Genomic DNA, 18,996 nt, shown 5'->3' with positions numbered 1-18,996 from the left:
CTATGTAACACTCGTTTTTCTGATTACATACCAATAAAGCATGACGCCAAGCGGGATAGCGAGAAACGTGAGCAATTTCGCAGGTGTTTCCTTCATGAAATTACGATTACCAGAAGTCAGGCTGCTAGACACATAATGGATAGACTGCCTGAATTTAAAGAATGAGCTAGCAAACGGCAACTTCATAAGCTCCTTGCGATAAAAGGCGAAACCTCTAGGGTTCTTGCGGTATTGCTTCAGCATGTTCATTGAGGAGCCATCCGGTAGATACTCCACGCAGCAAAGCACTTCATTCATAAGAAGCAATTCATACTGCTCGTCTAACTTGTAGTACTTATAAGCTAAGCCTACATATTTTTCATTTTCGAATAGAGGATATGGATACTTCCGCGTAAGTTCCGTACGATAAACCAGCTTCTTATCCCCGGTTACACGATGTTTGCTGTATAGCCCAAAAAGCGTTGAACTCTTGATATTCTCAGGCAATTTCGTACCAATAATGCGACCATCTGTAAAAGAATCAAGTCCAACGATTCCACTAACTTGCTCATTTCCGTGAAGTTCCCAGTAAGTATTTATTTGTTCCACAGCATGATCAGTCATATAATCGTCGGAATCAATACATACGTTTAACTCTGTATCGATTAGCTTGTAAGCTGTATTATGAGCTCCATGCATACCTTGATTGTCCTGGCGGTGATAACGAATATGGATCTCATTCTCCGCTATCCAGCCAGCCACTAGTTGTTCTGTGTTGTCCGTCGAACCATCGTCTATGATCAACCAAACGAAATCTCTGGACGTCTGTCGCTTAAGGCTTTCATAACAAACAGGAAGGCAATAAGCTCTATTATATGTAGGTGTAAAAATAGTAAGTTTCTTCATACAATCACCTCGATATGCCTAAATAAAACCCTTCAGTCCATGCTGCACTGTTCTTAATATCATATCCGTTGTTCGATAAAGAGAACGATGGGATATGCCTCGGCGAATTCTTTGAAATAACACTATTTATACGATCTATCCAAACCGATTTATTACTTAGCGATATCCGCTCTACCAATTGAATACCCATATCCACTTCTTGGGTAATCTCATCTGATACGAGACAAGGCAATCCGGCCCCCTGCGCTTCGATGAGTGTAACAGGTAAACCTTCATGCAAGGAGGGGAATACAAACATATCAAAAGCTTGGAGTAACCGTGTAATGTCACTTCGTACACCAAGGAACTTTACTTTATTCTGTAGATGTAGAGTTTCCACTTTTTGTTCAATCTCTGCACGCAGGGGTCCATCTCCTGCTAAGATTAGGACAGCATTCGGCTTCTCTTGGTGCAACTGCGCGAAGATATCAATAAGAAACGAATGATTTTTCTGATGTGCAAACCTCCCAACATGCCCTAAGACATAACTCTCGGAAGGAAGCTCCAGTTCTTGTCTGACTTGCTCTCTAATCGCTGGAGAAAATGCAAACTTTTCACTCTCAATCCCATTTTTTAAAATCATCGCTTTATTCACCTTGTTCGCAAACAACCATTTTGCTGCTTTATTGGAGCATGCCACAAAGTGAGTTGCACAGGATGTTATGAATGTTCCCGCGACCCACTTATATGCTCTGGCTGCAACTCCGCCTTCACTACTTGTATTATGACTGTGCGCAATCCGCACCGGTGTTCCGGCCTTCTTGGCGGCCCGCAGGACGAATCCACTCATTTTGTCCATGTGGGCATGCACAATTTTGTAATTGGGATGAGTTTTAAAGAAATGTTCCAGAGCTTGAATATATTTGGCATGACCGATATCCGACACATAGGGAATTCGATGAATAGTTCCACCCATTTCTTCGATTTCAGTATCAAAGACTCCCGGTTTACAGGTCAGGAAATCAAACTGAACCTTTGAGCGATCAATATTTCGATATAAATTCATGAGGAGGGTCTCTGCTCCACCTCGATTCATATTGACGACTACTTGTAAAATCCTTATTGGATCGCCCACATGACATCCACCTTTTCGTTCATGTATAGGGAATATATACTTCTCTTCTCATTTAGCACAGTTTGAACTGCATATCTGATCTCAACCATATCTCTGCCATGATTGCCTAGCTTTGATCGAAGATCCTTGTTCTGAGCTAAAAGTTTGATCTTCATTGCCATTGCCTCATAATCATTTGGCTCTATAATCCAACCATTATGATCATTATGAACTAGTTCTCTATGTCCTCTATTGCTGCTAGCGATTACTGGGAGAGCACAAGCCATGGCCTCCATCATATTTACTGGTAACCCTTCACGCAGACTCGATGCAACAGCGACATCGCATATTGGCAATAAGAGGTGAATATCATCTCGATACCCCAGAAAATCAACTTGATTTTCCACGCCTAACTCTCTAGCAAGATTGCTGCACCGCTCTTTTAGCGGCCCCTCACCTGCAAGTAGCAGTTTGACATTCGGGACATCATTTTTAATCCGTGCTAATGCTTGAATGAGCATTTGCTGATTCTTGTTCAGGTTAAACTCTGCGGCATAAAAAAGGAGGATGTCCTCAGAGCTGTAACCAGCCTTTACTTTCAACTCATACTTATGCATGTCATTTATGGGATGGAATCGAACCGTATCTACGCCTACACCATGCACATGCTCTATTCGGCCTGCTCTGAATCGGCGGTCAACTGCCAATTGGTAATCTTCCTTATTGATAGTTATCAGGCAATCTGTTACATAAGAAAGAATTTTCTCAAGTGGGTAATAGACCATCCAGTTTATGAAAGAAGCTCCCTTGCAAAAGTGAAATCCATGCGCGGTATAGATAACTTTCGTTCCAATCTCGCGTGCTTCCCGCGCTGCTAAACGCGCAAGTACACCGCCCATTGGCGTATGGCAGTGAATGATATCATACTTATTCTCATCAATAATTGCCTTCAACTCGCCGTAGGCTTTTACATTTTTAAATTTAAATGGTGATCTTTGAATTGCAATATTGAACTTTGCGTCGACATAAGGAAGGTCCATCTCACCGTTAGCGGCAACATGGACCTCCCACCCCTGCTCCTTAAACCACTTCATGTAAGGCAAGTGAAATGCTTTAAAATGATAATCAACAGTCGCACATAATAGGACTTTTTTAGACATCTATATCCCCTACTTAATTAATTCTTTCTCAAGAGTTGAAGAAAGATATTTGAGTAATTCGTATCTTAAATCCTCACGTTGCAGGGCGTAATTGATCGTCGTTTGTATAAATCCTAGCTTTTCACCAACATCGAATCGTTCACCATCAAATTCGTAAGCATAGACCGATTCGAGAGCATTTAACTCCTCAATGGCATCCGTAAGCTGTATTTCCCCTCCAGCGCCTGGCTTCTGATCATTAAGAATATCAAAAATTCTTGACGTCAGAATATAGCGGCCCATGATGGCCAGGTTAGACGGAGCTTCTTCTTTCTTCGGCTTCTCAACCAAATGATTGATGCTAAATAGCTGCTTTTCAATTTGCCTACCATCGACAATGCCGTATCGGGATACTTCATCATCAGCTACGTGCTTGACACCAATGATGGAAGAATGACGATACTCATATTGTTCTATCATCTGCTTCAGACAAGGCTTATCCGCACGAACAATGTCATCCCCCAACAACACAGCGAATGGTTCGTCTCCAATGAACTTTCGTGCACACCAGATAGCATGCCCCAGCCCTCTAGGCTCCTTTTGGCGGATATAATGAATATCTACTTTGGATGACTTCTGAACTTCCGTTAATAAGTCAAACTTTTGTTTTTCAAATAAATTCTGTTCAAGCTCAAAGGAATTATCAAAATGATCCTCAATCGCCCTTTTCCCTTTACCCGTCACAATAATAATATCTTCAATTCCCGACTCCACAGCTTCTTCGACGATATACTGGATGGTTGGCTTGTCGACAATAGGAAGCATCTCTTTGGGCATGGCCTTGGTTGCAGGCAGGAATCTTGTACCCAGACCAGCTGCTGGAATAATGGCTTTACGTACCTTCATGGATTCAAAACTCCTTTTAAACGATTGAAATTAATTTTTTTGGAATTGGAATGACATGACTATTGGCTAGATTTAGTAACTGAGTCCTTAAGTTGTCTTTATCTAATGTGGTATACGTGGATATCATTTCTTTTATTTCTTCCATGTACAGTTCTGATGTTTTCCCGATATAAATCTTAGGATAAACCTGTTTTTCATTGATCTCGTCGCTATTTAACAACTCTTCAAAAAGCTTTTCCCCCGGCCTCATACCGGTAAATTCAATTCCTATTTCTTCTAGTGAGTTTCCTGAAAGCTTGATCAGGTTTTTGGCCAAATCAACAATCTTTACGGGTTCTCCCATATCAAGAACGAATATTTCCCCGCCTCTGGCTAAGGCACCTGCTTGAATGACTAATCTGGAGGCTTCTGGAATCGTCATAAAATAGCGAATCATATCAGGATGAGTAACAGAAACCGGACCACCTTTTACAATTTGCTGTTTAAAACGAGGAATGACGCTGCCACGGCTCCCTAACACATTGCCGAAACGCACAGCCACAAACTTCGTGCTGCTGTTTCGATCCATATCCTGAATAATCATTTCGGCCATTCTTTTGGTGGCTCCCATGACGCTTGTTGGATTAACAGCTTTATCTGTGGAGATCATGACAAACGTATCTACCGCACTTTGGCTTGCTGCAATAGCTACATTCATCGTACCTATTACATTGTTCTTAAATGCCTCTTCAGGATTTCTTTCCATCAAAGGCACATGTTTATGAGCAGCGGCATGATAGACGACGTCTGGATGATATTTGTTCATGATCGAAATCATCTTCTTAACATCTTGGATATCTGCGATTTCCGTAATGAGTTCAATGGAAGTAACCTCGTACAAATCCTTTAATTCCATTTCAATGGAATAAATACTATTTTCGCCATGGCCTAATAGAATAAGCTTCTGAGGAGTAAACTTGGATATCTGACGGCAAATTTCAGACCCAATTGATCCACCGGCACCAGTCACCAATACCACTTTGTTCGTGATATATTCTGAAATACTTTCAATATCCAAATCGATTGGATCTCGGCCTAATAAGTCTTCTACCTGTACATCCATAAAGTGATTAACCGAAAGTTTTCCCGATACCAGGTCTTCTAACTTGGGGAGCGTTTGCGTCTTTGCGTTGGTTTTCGTGCATTCCTGGAAGATAAGGTTTAAATCTTTTTTGCTAAGGGATGGGATTGCAATAATGATGTTATCGATATTCAACTCTTTAACCGCTTGTTCGATATGCTCAATTCCCCCAACTACAGGAATCCCCAGAATATCTAGATTGTGAATCTTTACATTGTCATCGATAAATCCTACAGGAAACATTTCCGTATCGTTATTTTTGACCAATTGTCTGACTACCATAGTTCCAGCTGATCCAGCACCAACAATTAGTGTTCTTTTCTTAATCACTGACTTCTTGATATATGTATTCCGAATGATCCGCCAACAGAAACGAGAGCCTCCAATAAGAATCATATGCAGCATCCACGTCACCGCAAGTAACCGGAAGTAAATATCATGAATGATCAACTGCTGAACACAGGCGACAGTAATTAACGAGTAGGTGGTAGCTTTTACAATAAAAATCAGTTCCCCAATGCTCGCATGTTCCCAAGCTTTCTTATAAAGCTTATACACGAACGAAAATACATGATGACTAAGAAGCAAGGTAATTGAGCTAACAACCAAGGGCGACGTGATAACATCAAAATCTGCGCTTAATAAAAAACGACTGAAGAAAATGGAAGTGAAAACAATAAAGGAGTCAATGAAGACTAATAAAGATAATCTTTGCCGATACGACAAATGAATGCACCCTCTCACTAAAGTTCTTAAGTATAAGGCCTTTGTAAAAAGACCATATAATTAAATCCTTTAATCTTATTAGGGGCATCTAACCCCACCTCGCACCACACTTTTGACGACTCGCGTCTAAGGTTGATTCAACCCACAGCATGGCCGAGTGCCTCCGTTGATAACGGTCAGGAGGCATCACCGAAGGTTGTGTGTTATTAAGAACAATAAGGCGAATTTCCTTGAATACAACGTTACAAACAACCATGAAATTCTTAATAAAGAACAATCTTATATGTTCATTTTAGTTCTTTATAGAGAACGTGTCAACATCGTTTTCAAATCCCCTTATGTGCTAAGCTCATCTATAAAGTCAAAATAGGCCACACTCTGCATAGGGTGGCCTCTCTGCTAGTATTCTTCTAGCTTATTAATCCAAATGGCTTGAATTCTGCTAGCAAATCAACAAACTCCCATATTATGCTTCCATCTGTTGAAGTACCGCTGGTTTGCGATGGTGGTACTTTACCGCTTTTACCTGCCACATTAGATTTATAAACTTTCCCATTCGCAAATACATAGGTATTAATTGGATATGATGTATCCGCTGCCCAAGCAGTATCCTCTGCTGTTCCAGCCAGTGTGGTAACCCATCCAATATAACTGCCAGTAAGTGGAGCGGTGTTGTAAATGATTTGGCCTCGTCTATAACTTCCTGAAGTTGGTGGACTAGCAAGTTTATAATAAGGATCTACAATACCATCTATATAATTGTTTAACTTTACGTGATTTTGATGCTCTAGTATTTCTATCTTGGCTATCTTTACTACATTATTACTAAATAATATTTCAGTTAATGCTGACTTGGGATCGCTTGCATTTATTGCTTTCATAACTTTACTTGACTTAATAATATTACCGTCCATCATAAATGATTTAGCGACAAAAGTAGGCCACCAAAAATCAATCATTGTTCCCGTGTTCGTTGGATTATAGTTAAACGTATTATGACTTAATACGAATTCACCACCCAAATCCCTAAAAAGGAAGGCAGTGCTTTCTTTACTAGAGAAAATACTATTATTTATATTTAGTAAGGAAACCTTACTGTTTTGTTCAATCGTAACTAAGGTATATCCATCCCATTCAAATGAACATTCATTAAATACATACTCAGCCTGAGAATTGTTTAGAATAGATATTGGTCCAGAATTTTTGAATTTACACCCTAAATAATTGCCCGGAGGTAAACCTGTAATGATATTTTGCCCATGCTTACTGTTTACAAATGTTACATTATTCAGAACATTACCATTTTTTGCTGCACTAGATATCCAAGTTAAACTGCTACCTTTTGCGCCACTACCCTCAATTATACAATTTGAAAACGTTTGTGGTTCAACTGAAAATGTTAGCGTTGCTCCTAAACTAGAATATGAACTAAAAAAGTCATTATCATTAAAAAAGTTGCAATTATTTATTAATACACTATATGCTTTAGTCCTATTTATACTTAGTGGACTATTATGGAAAAGGCAGTTAGCAACTACAGCCTCCTTACTTCCTTGAGCTAAAACTAATTTAGATCCATAAAGATGATTATTTGAAAAAATGACTTCTGCTGCAATTTGAGCACCGATATCCCTAAAATCGTTTCCACTTATTAGCCCCTTATCGACGCTTTCATTAATTGCAAGTGTTCCACCTCGTATAGCATTATTTGTAATACTTATGTGTCTTCCAGCCACCGCAATAATATTGTAAAAAGTATTATCGTGTAAACTGTTATTTTCAATATATATATATTGATTAAAGTCATACATATCTTCAATATCAATTGCCCCTTGTGGAGCCGTTCCTTTGATATGATGAATCTCGCACTCTTTAATGTAAACGTATTTTGCTCCATTAACACTTATTCCCAATCTTCTACAATCATGAATATTACATTTTTCGATGTAGACCTGCTTAGCGAACTCAACAACCTTGAGCGTAAGTGTGCTTTGACCAATAGAAGGCACTGCGCTCTGATGGATAACAAATTTTGCATAACTAGCCCCTAATGGAACTTCTACTTCGTCAAAAAACTGTACATTCGTTTTCGCTAAGAGAAAAGCGTTATTATTATTGTAAAATACTAAATCATATAGATTTGATGTAATGCCTGAACCCAATCCCCCATAACCATCCCCATATAGCCCAAAGTAACCCCACTTAGCAATATTAGCTTGAGTTAAGTCAATCTTCACTGAGGATCTAATCCTATTCCCATCAACTACCATCGTTCCATCAGTAAGGTTTATTCCCCCTGCCTCAAACTTACCATCGAAATTATAACCTGGAATCTGACCGTACAGACTCTCAAGAGAAATACCGTCGCCGGTACAATTTAAAATCTCTAAATTATCTATAGAAATATACCTAATGTTTGCGCCAATTATAGGAGTATTATCCACTCTTATTCCATGGCCCCATTCATGCGTACTTTTTATAGTTGTATAGTCGTGTGAATCCTTATCACCTTCTATTTTCCCATTGGTTATTCTAGAGTACTGCTGATTTCGTTGATATAAAATAATTGCATAACCTGTTAACCCATTACTTCTCAACCTTAATGTAGCCCCACCTAGATTAAAGGTCATATAGCTTTGAGGTTCTATAGGATTGTTTTCATCAACCAAGTAAATGCCTTTTGGCAATATCGACTCGGTGTACCCCTGTTCAAATGCAAATTTCAGTGCTTCATTAATTCCCTTACTAGTTTTAGTTGCGTCAGTTCCATCATTCTTTATGCCCCAACGATCTAGTTCAATCATGTAAACATTTTCAATCGCCATCTTGTAACACCTCCTATTTGATAGGATATTCAATAGATTGAAAAATTGACACAAATACTTTTAATTGATTGACCCAAATTTATCAATATAATATTATTTATTTTTATTAATATAATTGATTTATTTGATGAAATAACCATTTAAATATAAAACAAAAATAACTCTTGATTTAGTCTATTGAAAGAAGTAATATACAAATATGTTCTTTATTGAGAACAAATACACTTTAGGAGGTATCTATGTCTAAAGTTAGTGTAATTGTGCCTATATACAATGCTGGAGAAAAACTTCATAAGTGTATAAAAACAATAATTAATCAAACGTTCAGAGATATTGAAATAATTTTAGTAAATGATGGTTCTACAGATAATAGCCTGAGTATTTGCAATAAATACAAGCAAAGAGACAGCAGAATAACAGTCATCAACAAAAATAATGAAGGTAGCATTGCTACAAGAGAAAAAGGTATAGAAGCATCGACTTCAGAATATATCATGTTTGTTGATGCTGACGATTGGATAAGCACTAGTACAATCCAAATACTTTTTAATACATCTTTATTAGATAACGCGGACATCACTGTATGTAATATGTACAAGGTACTAGGGAATGGAATGTTAATTAAAAGGAAAATTAAAAGTTGGTACTATAATGAGGATAAAATCTATAATGAAGTTGAAATTAAAAGAGATTTAGTAACTGCTTACTTCCATGGACATCCGTTCCCATCATCATTATGTGCAAAGTTATATAAGAGAGAACTACTTCTAGGAACCGGAAAATACACAAGAAAAATACGCTTTCTTGGAGACGATTTATTCTATAACCTTGAAGTTTTATTAAAGGCTAAAATAGTAAAAATGATAGATAGACCTCTTTACTACTATAGACAAGGTGGATTTACAAGTAAATACCAACCTTACTTATTTGAGGACATGATTAATGGATTTTTAATACAAAAGGAAGTAATTGACCATTATTATCGAGATACAGAAGAAATAAGCTATAATGGAATTAGCATAATGCTACTAAATACATTTAATACTTGTCTATCAAATTTATTCAGAGGAGATTATAACGAAATTGAAATTAAAGAATTAATTCGATCATACGTTTCAAATGAAACACTAGTAACTTGCACATTTAATGGTGGTTCTATAAAATACTTCTCTTTTGAGTATTTAAATGCAATAAAAAATAAGAAGATTGATTATCTATATATTCTGGGGGAACGATTGTATAAGAAAGCAATACCCAAAAAGATTTTAATGAATATACTTTCAAAAGTTTGTTGATGTTGACTTGGTGAAAATGAGACAAGAGCTCATTTTCACCAAGTCAACGAAAGTAATTAAACATAGTTATTCAGATATAGAGAAACCACGTTTATTCAAAACGGCGGGTTTCTCTTTTGTTTTTGAGAGAGCAACTTGTCAAGCATCCGGGGATTTTATACTGTCTAGTCTATATGTTCTAATTGAAGGGCAATCTTGTTCATGTTCTGTCCTATAGTAGTCATCTACGTTTTGTTCCATCACGTTGTGTAACCTCGTAAACAGCAAAAGAAGAAACCCTTCGGCTGTCTAGTTTCCGTAAGGTTTCACTCAATTTTTTCTTTTTTCCTGACTTACTCAGGTGCTTCAAACACACTTTTCCTTCCTGTCCCCCGAGATACTCCTGGTGACCATCTTTATTTGTTACTAAAGTTATTGTTTGAATCCGAAGTATAGCCGCTGATACCTCTCACGATCAATTGTTCGGCGACCCACTCTTGTTGTGGAGATATGTACACGTTTCATTCTGCATTAAGGGTAAACCTCAATTTTCAAAACAGCATCTAAATGGGAATTCTGATATAACCTGAATTAATCCATCCAGTTTACTTCTTGGAACATTTATCAATGGCCGTCACACAACCTTTTTTTATACTCTTCATCTTGAGCTGAATTCTGCTGATACTTCTGGATTGACGCAAAGTTTTCCGTATTTTTATGCAACTTTATTTATTTTTTTAATCTTTTTGTTCGTACCAATCTTCACATTTGTAGCCAGTAATCTGCCCATTTTATTACATGGGTTCTCTATTAATGCCCAAGCCAGCGTGGATACCGAAACGCTTAGTAATGTTGCGATAATACATAAAGAGAATATAGAAACTTTTCCGTACAACACATAAACACAACTTAACAGTACAGGCATGTGAAACAAATATAAACTATATGATATTTTACCTAAAAATGTAATAGATTTCCGCATTAATATACTTGAAATTTGCGACGATCCCATTGCTGTTATTATAAATCCAATAGCTCCAATAGAAGTTCCATGTTCTATTAATACTAAACTATACGATGTAAATATTCCCAAATTTATTTTTCCTGCTAAATAATATATTATATACCCGAAGTAATTGTAAAAACAAAATGACAATCCCAATATCGTCCACTTCAACTTAATATTTAAACTAAGATAATGCGTTACAATCAGTTCTCTGTGTTTAGCGACAAGTGACCCTAGTATAAATACGGATAAATAAGTAATAGAGTCAAAATAGGTGACAAGATAACCGCGTGGTGTTTGGATGTGAAATATATTATTTAAGCCAGCCAACGCTGATAAGAGTAAACATAATAGAATACTTACTTTCCAATTATAGCGTTTCACTAATATTAATATGAATGGAAAGATTAATGATATCCTTAGTTCATGAATTAAGGACCATATAACACCATTGAATGCGTCTGTAGGCGTATTTCCCATTAGATAAATATGATTAATGATTAGTTCAGCGGTAAGTGGAGTCTTCCATAATTTATTTGACCAATCCCCCAAACCACTTAAACTAACATTGTAAAATATCTGTGATAAAACTATGGCAAATACCATAGCTACTAAGTACGGAAGGTATATTCTAAATATTCGTTTTATTACGTAAGGAAAATAGTCTATTTCATTTCTTTTGAAAAATGGTATTGACAGCACAAAACCACTTAGTACAAAAAAAATAATAACGGACGCATGTCCGTTTATTATTCCAATTACCTTTAATAAATTAATAGCAACAAGTGGCAACCCAATCATTGGTATGTGACTAAAAAAAACAATCAACGCAGCTAATCCACGTATTGAATCTAGTTGTTCGATACGATTATTCATTTCCTTTAAAACCTCCGTTTAATTATTAGAAAAATTTCAATTCCTAACTACAATAGCCTTGAGATACCTAATTATTAATTTTATGACTATTTGTCACTGTATTTACCACTAATTTCAAGCTACAAGATAATTGTAGGAAAATTGAAGTCTAAAAATAAAACATGCATTAAATTCAAGTCTATATAGGATCGTGAGGAGAAAAGTATAATATGAAAATAGGTGGTGTAACCAATTTTTAGTACATTACTTTAAACTCCAATATTTAAAAGAATTTCATAACCTTTTTTCTTCATGCAGATGTAGCAGTGTATGCCTGTGACTTGTGCTTCTTTTTTCCCCCCCAAGTAAGAATGATGAGAATGGAACTCTTTTTATCATCTCAACGCTCCAATAGGATCCAATTATTGTAATAAATGTACTCAAGACTATTAAAAATATATTTGAGAATAATACTGAATTGATTAGGAAAATCACCCTAATAATAGCCACATGAATAAGATAAATACCAAAAGAGTTTCTATATAGTTTTGTAAATAATTTCTTTTCATATGTAATACCAATTTTTAATAGTAGCGCCATGGAGGCCAGTGAATAAATAATGATAGTCACCCTAAAATAACCCATTAATTCCACTTGTTTTACAACTCCAAAGCTTAGTAAAGTCTCAGTAACTAAAGTGATTGCAGAAACTACATAAATTGCAATAAATATGGCTATTGGTTTTGTTTTTATAAAATTAAGCAATTTTGAATAATATTGTGCTGCATATAAACCTATACAGAAGTAACTTATCCAAATAAATAATGAAGATTGCAAGATTGAGCTCGCTGATCCAACTAAATCCTTGGGTAAAACAGTCCTCACTAATAACATTTGATATCCGACATACATTAAAATATTTATAAGCAGTAAACTGATTACTGCCTTTTTACTTGCTGTTATTTTGATTATCAATGGCAAGAAAATAAACATCTGAAACAGTAAGGGAATATAATAAAGCTGATAGAATGGCCCATTACCTGTTAGAAAAATCATAATAATACCTTTGTAATTACTGGAATAAGAGAGGAAGAAAATTAAACCTAAACTAGTCCAAACTAGATAAGGAATAATTAAATCCCTGATCTTTCCTTTAATTAGCTTCAAATAGCTATTCCTCATATAGCTCTGAAATGCCAACACGCCAGAAACAAATAAAAACGCCGGCACACTAAAGCGACTCAGTTGATTTATAACAACGCTTGAAATAAATGTGAATTGGTCTGAAGGCATTTTCGTCAAGTTAATACTGGTCACATGAATAGCAATAACTGCGATTACAGCTATTGCTCTTATAAAATCTAATTCTGGAAATCTACTATTGCTCTTTACCTCTGATGTCATGTCATTCACCTCCGAGAATGAGAAATAAAATAGTAATTAATAATTCTTATGTCTCAAACGTATTGAGTCAATTCGAATTTTAGATTCTTTAATCAGATTGCTGAGAATACCTCTAAAATAAATAAACTCTTCGTTCTTCCTAAATATGAGGTAATAAATAATATTAATCAGTATGATATTGATCATACAGTTACTCATGAGTGCATATACAGTTTTCGTATCTTTTACAGGTATTGTTGCAAAGTAAGTCAATATTAGAGGAATACAAGCAATGAGCAGGTATTTGACATACATTTTGAAATATTCGACTAAATTAACCTTGAAAATATACTTATAGACCATTTTGGGCTTTATCCAGAATATAACCGTCACATTACTTAATAAGGTCCCCAAAAGCACTCCAGGTAAGCCAATTAACTTAACCAAAATAATTGATGTACCTAAATTTATAGTGGCCTCTGCTAATGGCGCATATCGATCTTGAACATAAATTCCTCCACCCTCTTTAAAGCGTTCAACAGATCCTCGCATCAAAAAGAAATAGAAATTAACTACTAACAGAATGACAGTTAACTGATTTAGTACTTGGCCGTCACCTAACCATAATAGTACAAATTGTTGTATCGTATTCAACAATGAAATGGTTGCAAAGGAAGCTAACCAGAAACTCAAGAAAAATAGTCTTTTGTGAACTTTATATATCGTTACTTTATCTCCGTCCACCAATAGATTTCCAACACTAGCTGAAACACCTGAAAGTGAGCTGGAAATTAGCCCTTGAGCAGCACCAAGTATCATGCTGTAACTATTAAATATGCCTACAACCGTAAGATTGATAAAAGCTGATATCACTATGTTACTTGTCCCTAGTACTAAAATACCGCCAATTTTATGCATGAATAATGCTTTGACATTCTTGATTAATGATGATCTTTCCTCTAAGGTTATCTCACCCGATGTCTTCTTAATCCATGGATATTTACTCTTAATGTATAAATCCATAAATAAAAAATAGAGTAAACTTACCACTATTTGAGTAGCTAAAAATACGTATAAACTAGGATAAAATTTCAACAATACTAATTGTAAGAAAGATACTAACAATTTACTTGCAGTAGTTCCTATTGCTACTTTATAACCATCTTGTGCCACGTTTAAAATACATATCTTATAAGAGAAAAAGTAGGTAATTATCGTATTTACTAAAAATAATAGAAAATAAAACTGTGCATCCAATAAGTTAACTTGATCCTTGATAAAAAACTCTAAAAAGAAAGTCATGATTATGCCTAGCAGTAAAATGATAAGACCAACCACATTATAAAATTTGGAGTAAAACTGTAAATATCCCTTTACCTTAACCTGGTCATTCTCAGCAAAGGGTTTATACAAGGAATAAATAATGGCACTCCCGATACCAAGTTCAACAATGGAGAGTAAACCAATGATATTGGTATACAACGAGGTTAGCCCTAATAATTCATTTCCTAGTGAATCCAAAAATGCCTTCCTCACAATAAACGAAGGCAATAACCCTAGCATGAAGGTTAGTAAATTTACGATAACGTTAATACTTGCTTTACGGACTCTCATTCATAGCTCACCATCTTTAGTTATGACTCAATCATAGCGTACACTTTATTTATTTCATCTTCTGTGCCTATGCTTTCTTTCCTTAGATTCCCGCGAATATGTTCCCTTAAGCCGCTGTCAGCTAAAACTTTACTTACACCTACATACAGATCATCAGAGTTCATATTTACAATTAATCCGTTCACGCCATCCTTAATCTGACCATGAATAACAGTGAAGTTTGTGGCAACAACAGGTCTTTCCAGTATTTTGGCCTCTGCAATAGCCAAACCAAAACCCTCGAATCTGGATGGTTGGACATAAATATCACATTGTTTTAAGTATACATACGGATTATGAAAGGTACCCAGTAAGATGAATGTATCTTCTAAATCATATTTCTTGATCATTGCTTTCAAATTATCCTTCAAATGCCCTTCACCAATTACATACCACTTGTGTTTAAAACCATGATTTTTTAATTTATAAGAAGCTTCAATTGCCATGTCGTAGCCTTTAGCATCTACCAGTCTTCCTATGGTTAATATCCGTGCGCCATCGTATTCATCTGTGAAACCACCTAAATCATTAGCCATTGAAGTAACTAAATTCGGTGAAATAATATCGTATACGACATTAGTTTTACCTTTTGCAATTGGCATCTCTTGAATGAATACCTCTTTGTTTAACTCTGATACAGCCGTAACATAGTCAAAATATTCATAGTACTCGAGATCAAAATTCTTATTGTACGGAGCAACTTTATAATCTGTATTAACCCAACAAATCTTTTTCTTTGCAATGACTTTTTCAGCTACAAAGTAAGTTGGTGTACCTTGACTGTAGGCTATCGCTACATCATATTTTTCTGTCAAATTATCGATTCCCTTAGATGTCCAGTTCCAGCTAATTTGTGCTCCATGCATCTTTTTAATTTTGTATGGATTTCTCAGCGCTATTGATCCTCTAAATCTTAAGTACAACTCTTTAAACTTTCTATTAATAATTAAATTTTTAACTCCGTTCGTCTGTCCTAGGATATAGGCTGGGACATCTAACACATTAACTTCTTTGGGGAGAAGCGGGAGATACAATCCATCCTGTGAAAACATAAGCAAATCTACTTGATATTTTTCATAATCAAATAAGGAAAGTAAAGATAATAAACTTTTCTCAGCTCCCCCGCTGTGCAAGGAGTCAATGACAAAAAGTATCTTTTTCATACATGAGTCCTCTCACTTCATTTCTGAATGGCAAGTACATCCTGTAAATATTTTTTTGAAAGTCTAATTTTCTCATGTAATATCGCATTGCTCTCTTTATAATTAATTTCTGATAGTACCTTTTCTAAGCTGTATTTCTCGTCAACAAGCCTATCCTTTAACTGTAAATCGTCTAACAAATCTCTCATTCTTGTATTTATTGCTTCATTTCTGTTCACAATAACGAACATTTTCTCATAAAGAACTGAAAAAACAGCTGCATGAAACGAGTTCGATATAACAAATTGTGCGTCTCTGACAAGAGATACAAATGTCTCAGGTCCATCTAATGTAAAATACTTATCTGCATATTTAAGCTTGCCTGAATAAATCGTGTAAATCTTATACCCCTTTGCCTTCGCGATTTCTAAAGCTATTTTCTTTATTAGGCTGCTGTTATCAAAATCGTATATAAGTATGTATTTTTCTTGAAATTCCTTTTTACACATGTCGTTCCAATCATTCTTGTCTAACAAAAACACGGGATCAACAACATGATTGGCTTTCTGAATATTCAACTTATTTAGGATTTCAACGCCACTCTTCTCTCTCACACCTACAGCATCTAGCCTCTCAACTCTTTGTTTTACAACCGGCTGATATTCGGATGCGATGGTATCTGTCGCGAAGCTTGCAGCATAAGAGGCCTTTATTTTTTTATCTGGAACAAAGTCTAAGTAGAACGCAGGATCCTTACCATTCTTGTGCAAGCAATTCCAAATTTGATCACTGCCACATATATAGGCATCCGCGTAAGGGGTATTATTCTTTAATTCCTCATTTGATTCATATCTCATCTCGGTAATTCGTAAGTAATCATCTTTAAATTTATCAAATGCCCTTTTCCTAGCTCGTTCTCGCAATCTACTTGGTATTTTCAATAATAAATAAAGATACTTGGTGACAAAGTTCTTCTCCCATCTAGGGTTATCTACGCTCCATAAATTATAATGATTACTTAAATAATCAGGTTTATAATCAATAATTTCTGCCTCATGACCGCTGTTCTTTAGGTATTTCAATAACCCATAGGCCTGCAACGAAGCACCATGATTATAAACATCATGGCAAGTAATTGTACAAACCTTCATACTGTCACTTCCTTCATTACATAGCTCTGCTCTGGAACATGCACTATGCTGTATAGTTTATTCAATTCATCGTTATTGCTATAATCCATTTGCAAGCAATTGTTAGCGAAGTTAGCTCTTAACTCACTATCTGAAAATAACCGCTCTATCCCATCCGCAATCCCTTCAACACTCAACCCACAAATGAAACCCTCTACCCCATCCTCAATCTGACTGCTCGCAGTTGGATAATTGGTAATCAAGATCGGCTTACCTAGTATTTTGGCCTCAGTTACCGTCACTGCTTTGCCTTCATACCTGGAGGGCTGGACGTACAAGTCGCATGCCTTAATATAAGGATATGGATTTACTTTCTTACCTAGTAACACGAAGCTTTCTTCTAAATGGTTATTGGCTATTAACTGTTTAAGTTCATCCTCGTAACCACCATACCCTACGACTAGCCACTTTATTTGGGTTAGACCTTTATCATGTAACAGTCTCAATGCCTTGACAGCCATATCAAAACCCTTAACATAAGAAAGTCTTCCAACAGATACAATGGTAAAACCATCTTGATATCTTTCATGTAACGGAATATCGCTTTCCGCCATCTTTCGAATAAAACTAGGTGAAGTAATATTCTCAATAAGCTTAATTTTGTCTTGTAAGGAAGGGTATGTGCTTAGAAATGCTTCTGTACATGCATCCGAGATAGAAGCTATAACATCGAACTTCTTCCAAGCTGCTAAGTCAATGTTATTATCTATTTCTAGCTCGCTATAGTCTGTATGGATCCAAGCTATTTTCTTAGCCGCGGATACCTTATTTGCCACAATATCATGAGGCCAGGCATAGCTAATAGCCAAATCGTAATTCTGCTTAAACCTAGGTAACACATAGGAAGTGTATTTAAGATCAAGCTGCATTTGAATATACCCAGAGCCTTCTTTTAAACGTCTAGCTCTAGCTTTCATAGAGGCAATTGTTTTACTCAGCAATCTAATAAATAAGGCCGAGAAATGTCCTTCTTTCAAGCAATCAATCATTGATTTTCTAAATACCGTGTATTTAGGTATCTGCGGCAGAAGATTAACTTTCTCCGGTATCAAGCTAAGAAAATCTCCTGAGTGATGACAGATGAATAAATCCACTTCATAGTTATCGTAATCGAAGCTTTCGAGCATGTTGATTAAGCTTCTTTCGATTCCGCCAATTTCCATGTCATAGACAGTAATCAGTATTTTACGCATATTGAATATAGCTCTTTTCCCTTTTATTTAAGAAGACTGTATTCGCAGGAACTTTCCCCTTCACTACGCTGCCAGCCGCAATTACAGCATTATCTCCGATGAACGTATCTCTTAGAATCACAACGTTCGAACCAATCCATACATTTTCCCCTATCACGACTTCACCTCTAACAAGATGATCCTCTGTTGCATTTTTAAAATTGTGGTCATGATCATTGATACTCACGTTCGGAGCTATCTTGGTATACTTGCCTATTGAAATCTTATAAGCACAATTAATATTACAGTTATCATTAATAAAAACTTTATCGTCAATCAGGAGTTCCCCATAGTGATCGACTCTTATGCTCGTATTTTTCCGGATAAACACGAATTTACCAACACGAATCCTAGCATGCTTGCTGTATGCCTCAATCCTGCTGTTAGCTTGAAGTGAGAATATGGATGATTTGATATTTTTAAAATAGATAAGCTTATTCAGATAGGCCCTCAGGATACCAATCACATGGGATAAATTCATAAGGATTGTGTAGTAAAGTCCCCTATCGCGGCTTTCCTTCATGATGGTAGATAGGATTTTCGCAAAGATACGCATCATACTGTTCT

The 18,996-nt window shown here is 36.0% G+C and carries 14 protein-coding genes; 1 reads left to right on the top strand and 13 read right to left on the bottom strand.

Translation table 11 applies throughout. The features are described 5' to 3' along the window. From AC58VC_RS23365 to AC58VC_RS23340, 6 genes are all read right to left on the bottom strand, one after another. On the bottom strand, positions 1–885 hold the full coding sequence (locus AC58VC_RS23365; protein WP_497371839.1) for a glycosyltransferase family 2 protein: 885 nt from the start codon (positions 883–885) through the stop codon (positions 1–3). A 4-nt stretch (positions 886–889) separates the two neighbouring features. Beyond that, positions 890–1,999: a glycosyltransferase family 1 protein gene (locus AC58VC_RS23360; RefSeq protein WP_497371837.1), complete on the bottom strand. Its 1,110-nt coding sequence runs from the start codon at positions 1,997–1,999 to the stop codon at positions 890–892. Beyond that, a complete protein-coding gene (locus AC58VC_RS23355; RefSeq protein WP_497371835.1) occupies positions 1,984–3,138 on the bottom strand; it encodes a glycosyltransferase family 4 protein in 1,155 nt (384 codons plus the stop codon). The genes AC58VC_RS23360 and AC58VC_RS23355 overlap by 16 nt, the downstream gene beginning before the upstream one ends. 9 nt (positions 3,139–3,147) lie before the next feature. Further along, a complete protein-coding gene (galU, locus tag AC58VC_RS23350; protein ID WP_497371833.1) occupies positions 3,148–4,023 on the bottom strand; it encodes a UTP--glucose-1-phosphate uridylyltransferase GalU in 876 nt (291 codons plus the stop codon). Positions 4,024–4,039: 16 nt separating this feature from the next. Continuing rightward, positions 4,040–5,869, bottom strand: a complete 1,830-nt coding sequence (locus AC58VC_RS23345; RefSeq protein WP_497371831.1) for a polysaccharide biosynthesis protein — start codon at positions 5,867–5,869, stop codon at positions 4,040–4,042. A gap of 410 nt (positions 5,870–6,279) precedes the next feature. Beyond that, the gene (locus tag AC58VC_RS23340; RefSeq protein ID WP_497371829.1) at positions 6,280–8,694 is read right to left on the bottom strand and encodes a right-handed parallel beta-helix repeat-containing protein; all 2,415 of its coding nucleotides are present in this window, start codon (positions 8,692–8,694) and stop codon (positions 6,280–6,282) included. 239 nt (positions 8,695–8,933) lie between these two features. On the opposite strand from AC58VC_RS23340, the gene AC58VC_RS23335 reads away from it, so the two are divergent. Next, complete coding sequence (locus AC58VC_RS23335; protein WP_497371827.1) at positions 8,934–9,989, top strand: glycosyltransferase family 2 protein; 1,056 nt, start codon at positions 8,934–8,936, stop codon at positions 9,987–9,989. A 694-nt stretch (positions 9,990–10,683) separates the two neighbouring features. Here the strand turns inward: AC58VC_RS23335 and AC58VC_RS23330 are convergent. The 7 genes from AC58VC_RS23330 to AC58VC_RS23300 all read right to left on the bottom strand — a co-directional run bounded on the left by AC58VC_RS23330 (position 10,684) and on the right by AC58VC_RS23300 (position 18,985). After that, positions 10,684–11,850 (bottom strand): acyltransferase family protein, encoded by a 1,167-nt coding sequence (locus tag AC58VC_RS23330; RefSeq protein WP_497371825.1) that lies wholly within the window; start codon positions 11,848–11,850, stop codon positions 10,684–10,686. Positions 11,851–12,123: 273 nt separating this feature from the next. Then, the gene (locus AC58VC_RS23325) at positions 12,124–13,233 is read right to left on the bottom strand and encodes an acyltransferase (RefSeq protein ID WP_497371823.1); all 1,110 of its coding nucleotides are present in this window, start codon (positions 13,231–13,233) and stop codon (positions 12,124–12,126) included. A gap of 36 nt (positions 13,234–13,269) precedes the next feature. Further along, positions 13,270–14,826, bottom strand: coding sequence for a lipopolysaccharide biosynthesis protein (locus AC58VC_RS23320; protein ID WP_497371821.1), 1,557 nt, complete (start codon positions 14,824–14,826; stop codon positions 13,270–13,272). A 20-nt stretch (positions 14,827–14,846) separates the two neighbouring features. Beyond that, entirely contained in the window at positions 14,847–16,028 is a 1,182-nt protein-coding gene (locus AC58VC_RS23315; protein ID WP_497371819.1) for a glycosyltransferase, read from the bottom strand. Between the two features lie 17 nt (positions 16,029–16,045). Continuing rightward, a complete protein-coding gene (locus tag AC58VC_RS23310) occupies positions 16,046–17,158 on the bottom strand; it encodes a polysaccharide pyruvyl transferase family protein (protein WP_497371817.1) in 1,113 nt (370 codons plus the stop codon). After that, positions 17,155–18,390 (bottom strand): glycosyltransferase, encoded by a 1,236-nt coding sequence (locus tag AC58VC_RS23305; RefSeq protein ID WP_497371815.1) that lies wholly within the window; start codon positions 18,388–18,390, stop codon positions 17,155–17,157. Before AC58VC_RS23305 ends, AC58VC_RS23310 begins: the two co-directional genes overlap by 4 nt. Then, on the bottom strand, positions 18,383–18,985 hold the full coding sequence (locus tag AC58VC_RS23300; protein ID WP_497371813.1) for an acyltransferase: 603 nt from the start codon (positions 18,983–18,985) through the stop codon (positions 18,383–18,385). Before AC58VC_RS23300 ends, AC58VC_RS23305 begins: the two co-directional genes overlap by 8 nt. Between the last annotated feature and the right edge of the window lie 11 nt (positions 18,986–18,996).

It is taken from the genome of Paenibacillus sp. J22R67 (genome assembly GCF_059692175.1).
The sequence above is the reverse complement of the archived record's forward strand: the minus strand, read 5'-3'. Positions and strand labels throughout refer to the sequence as shown.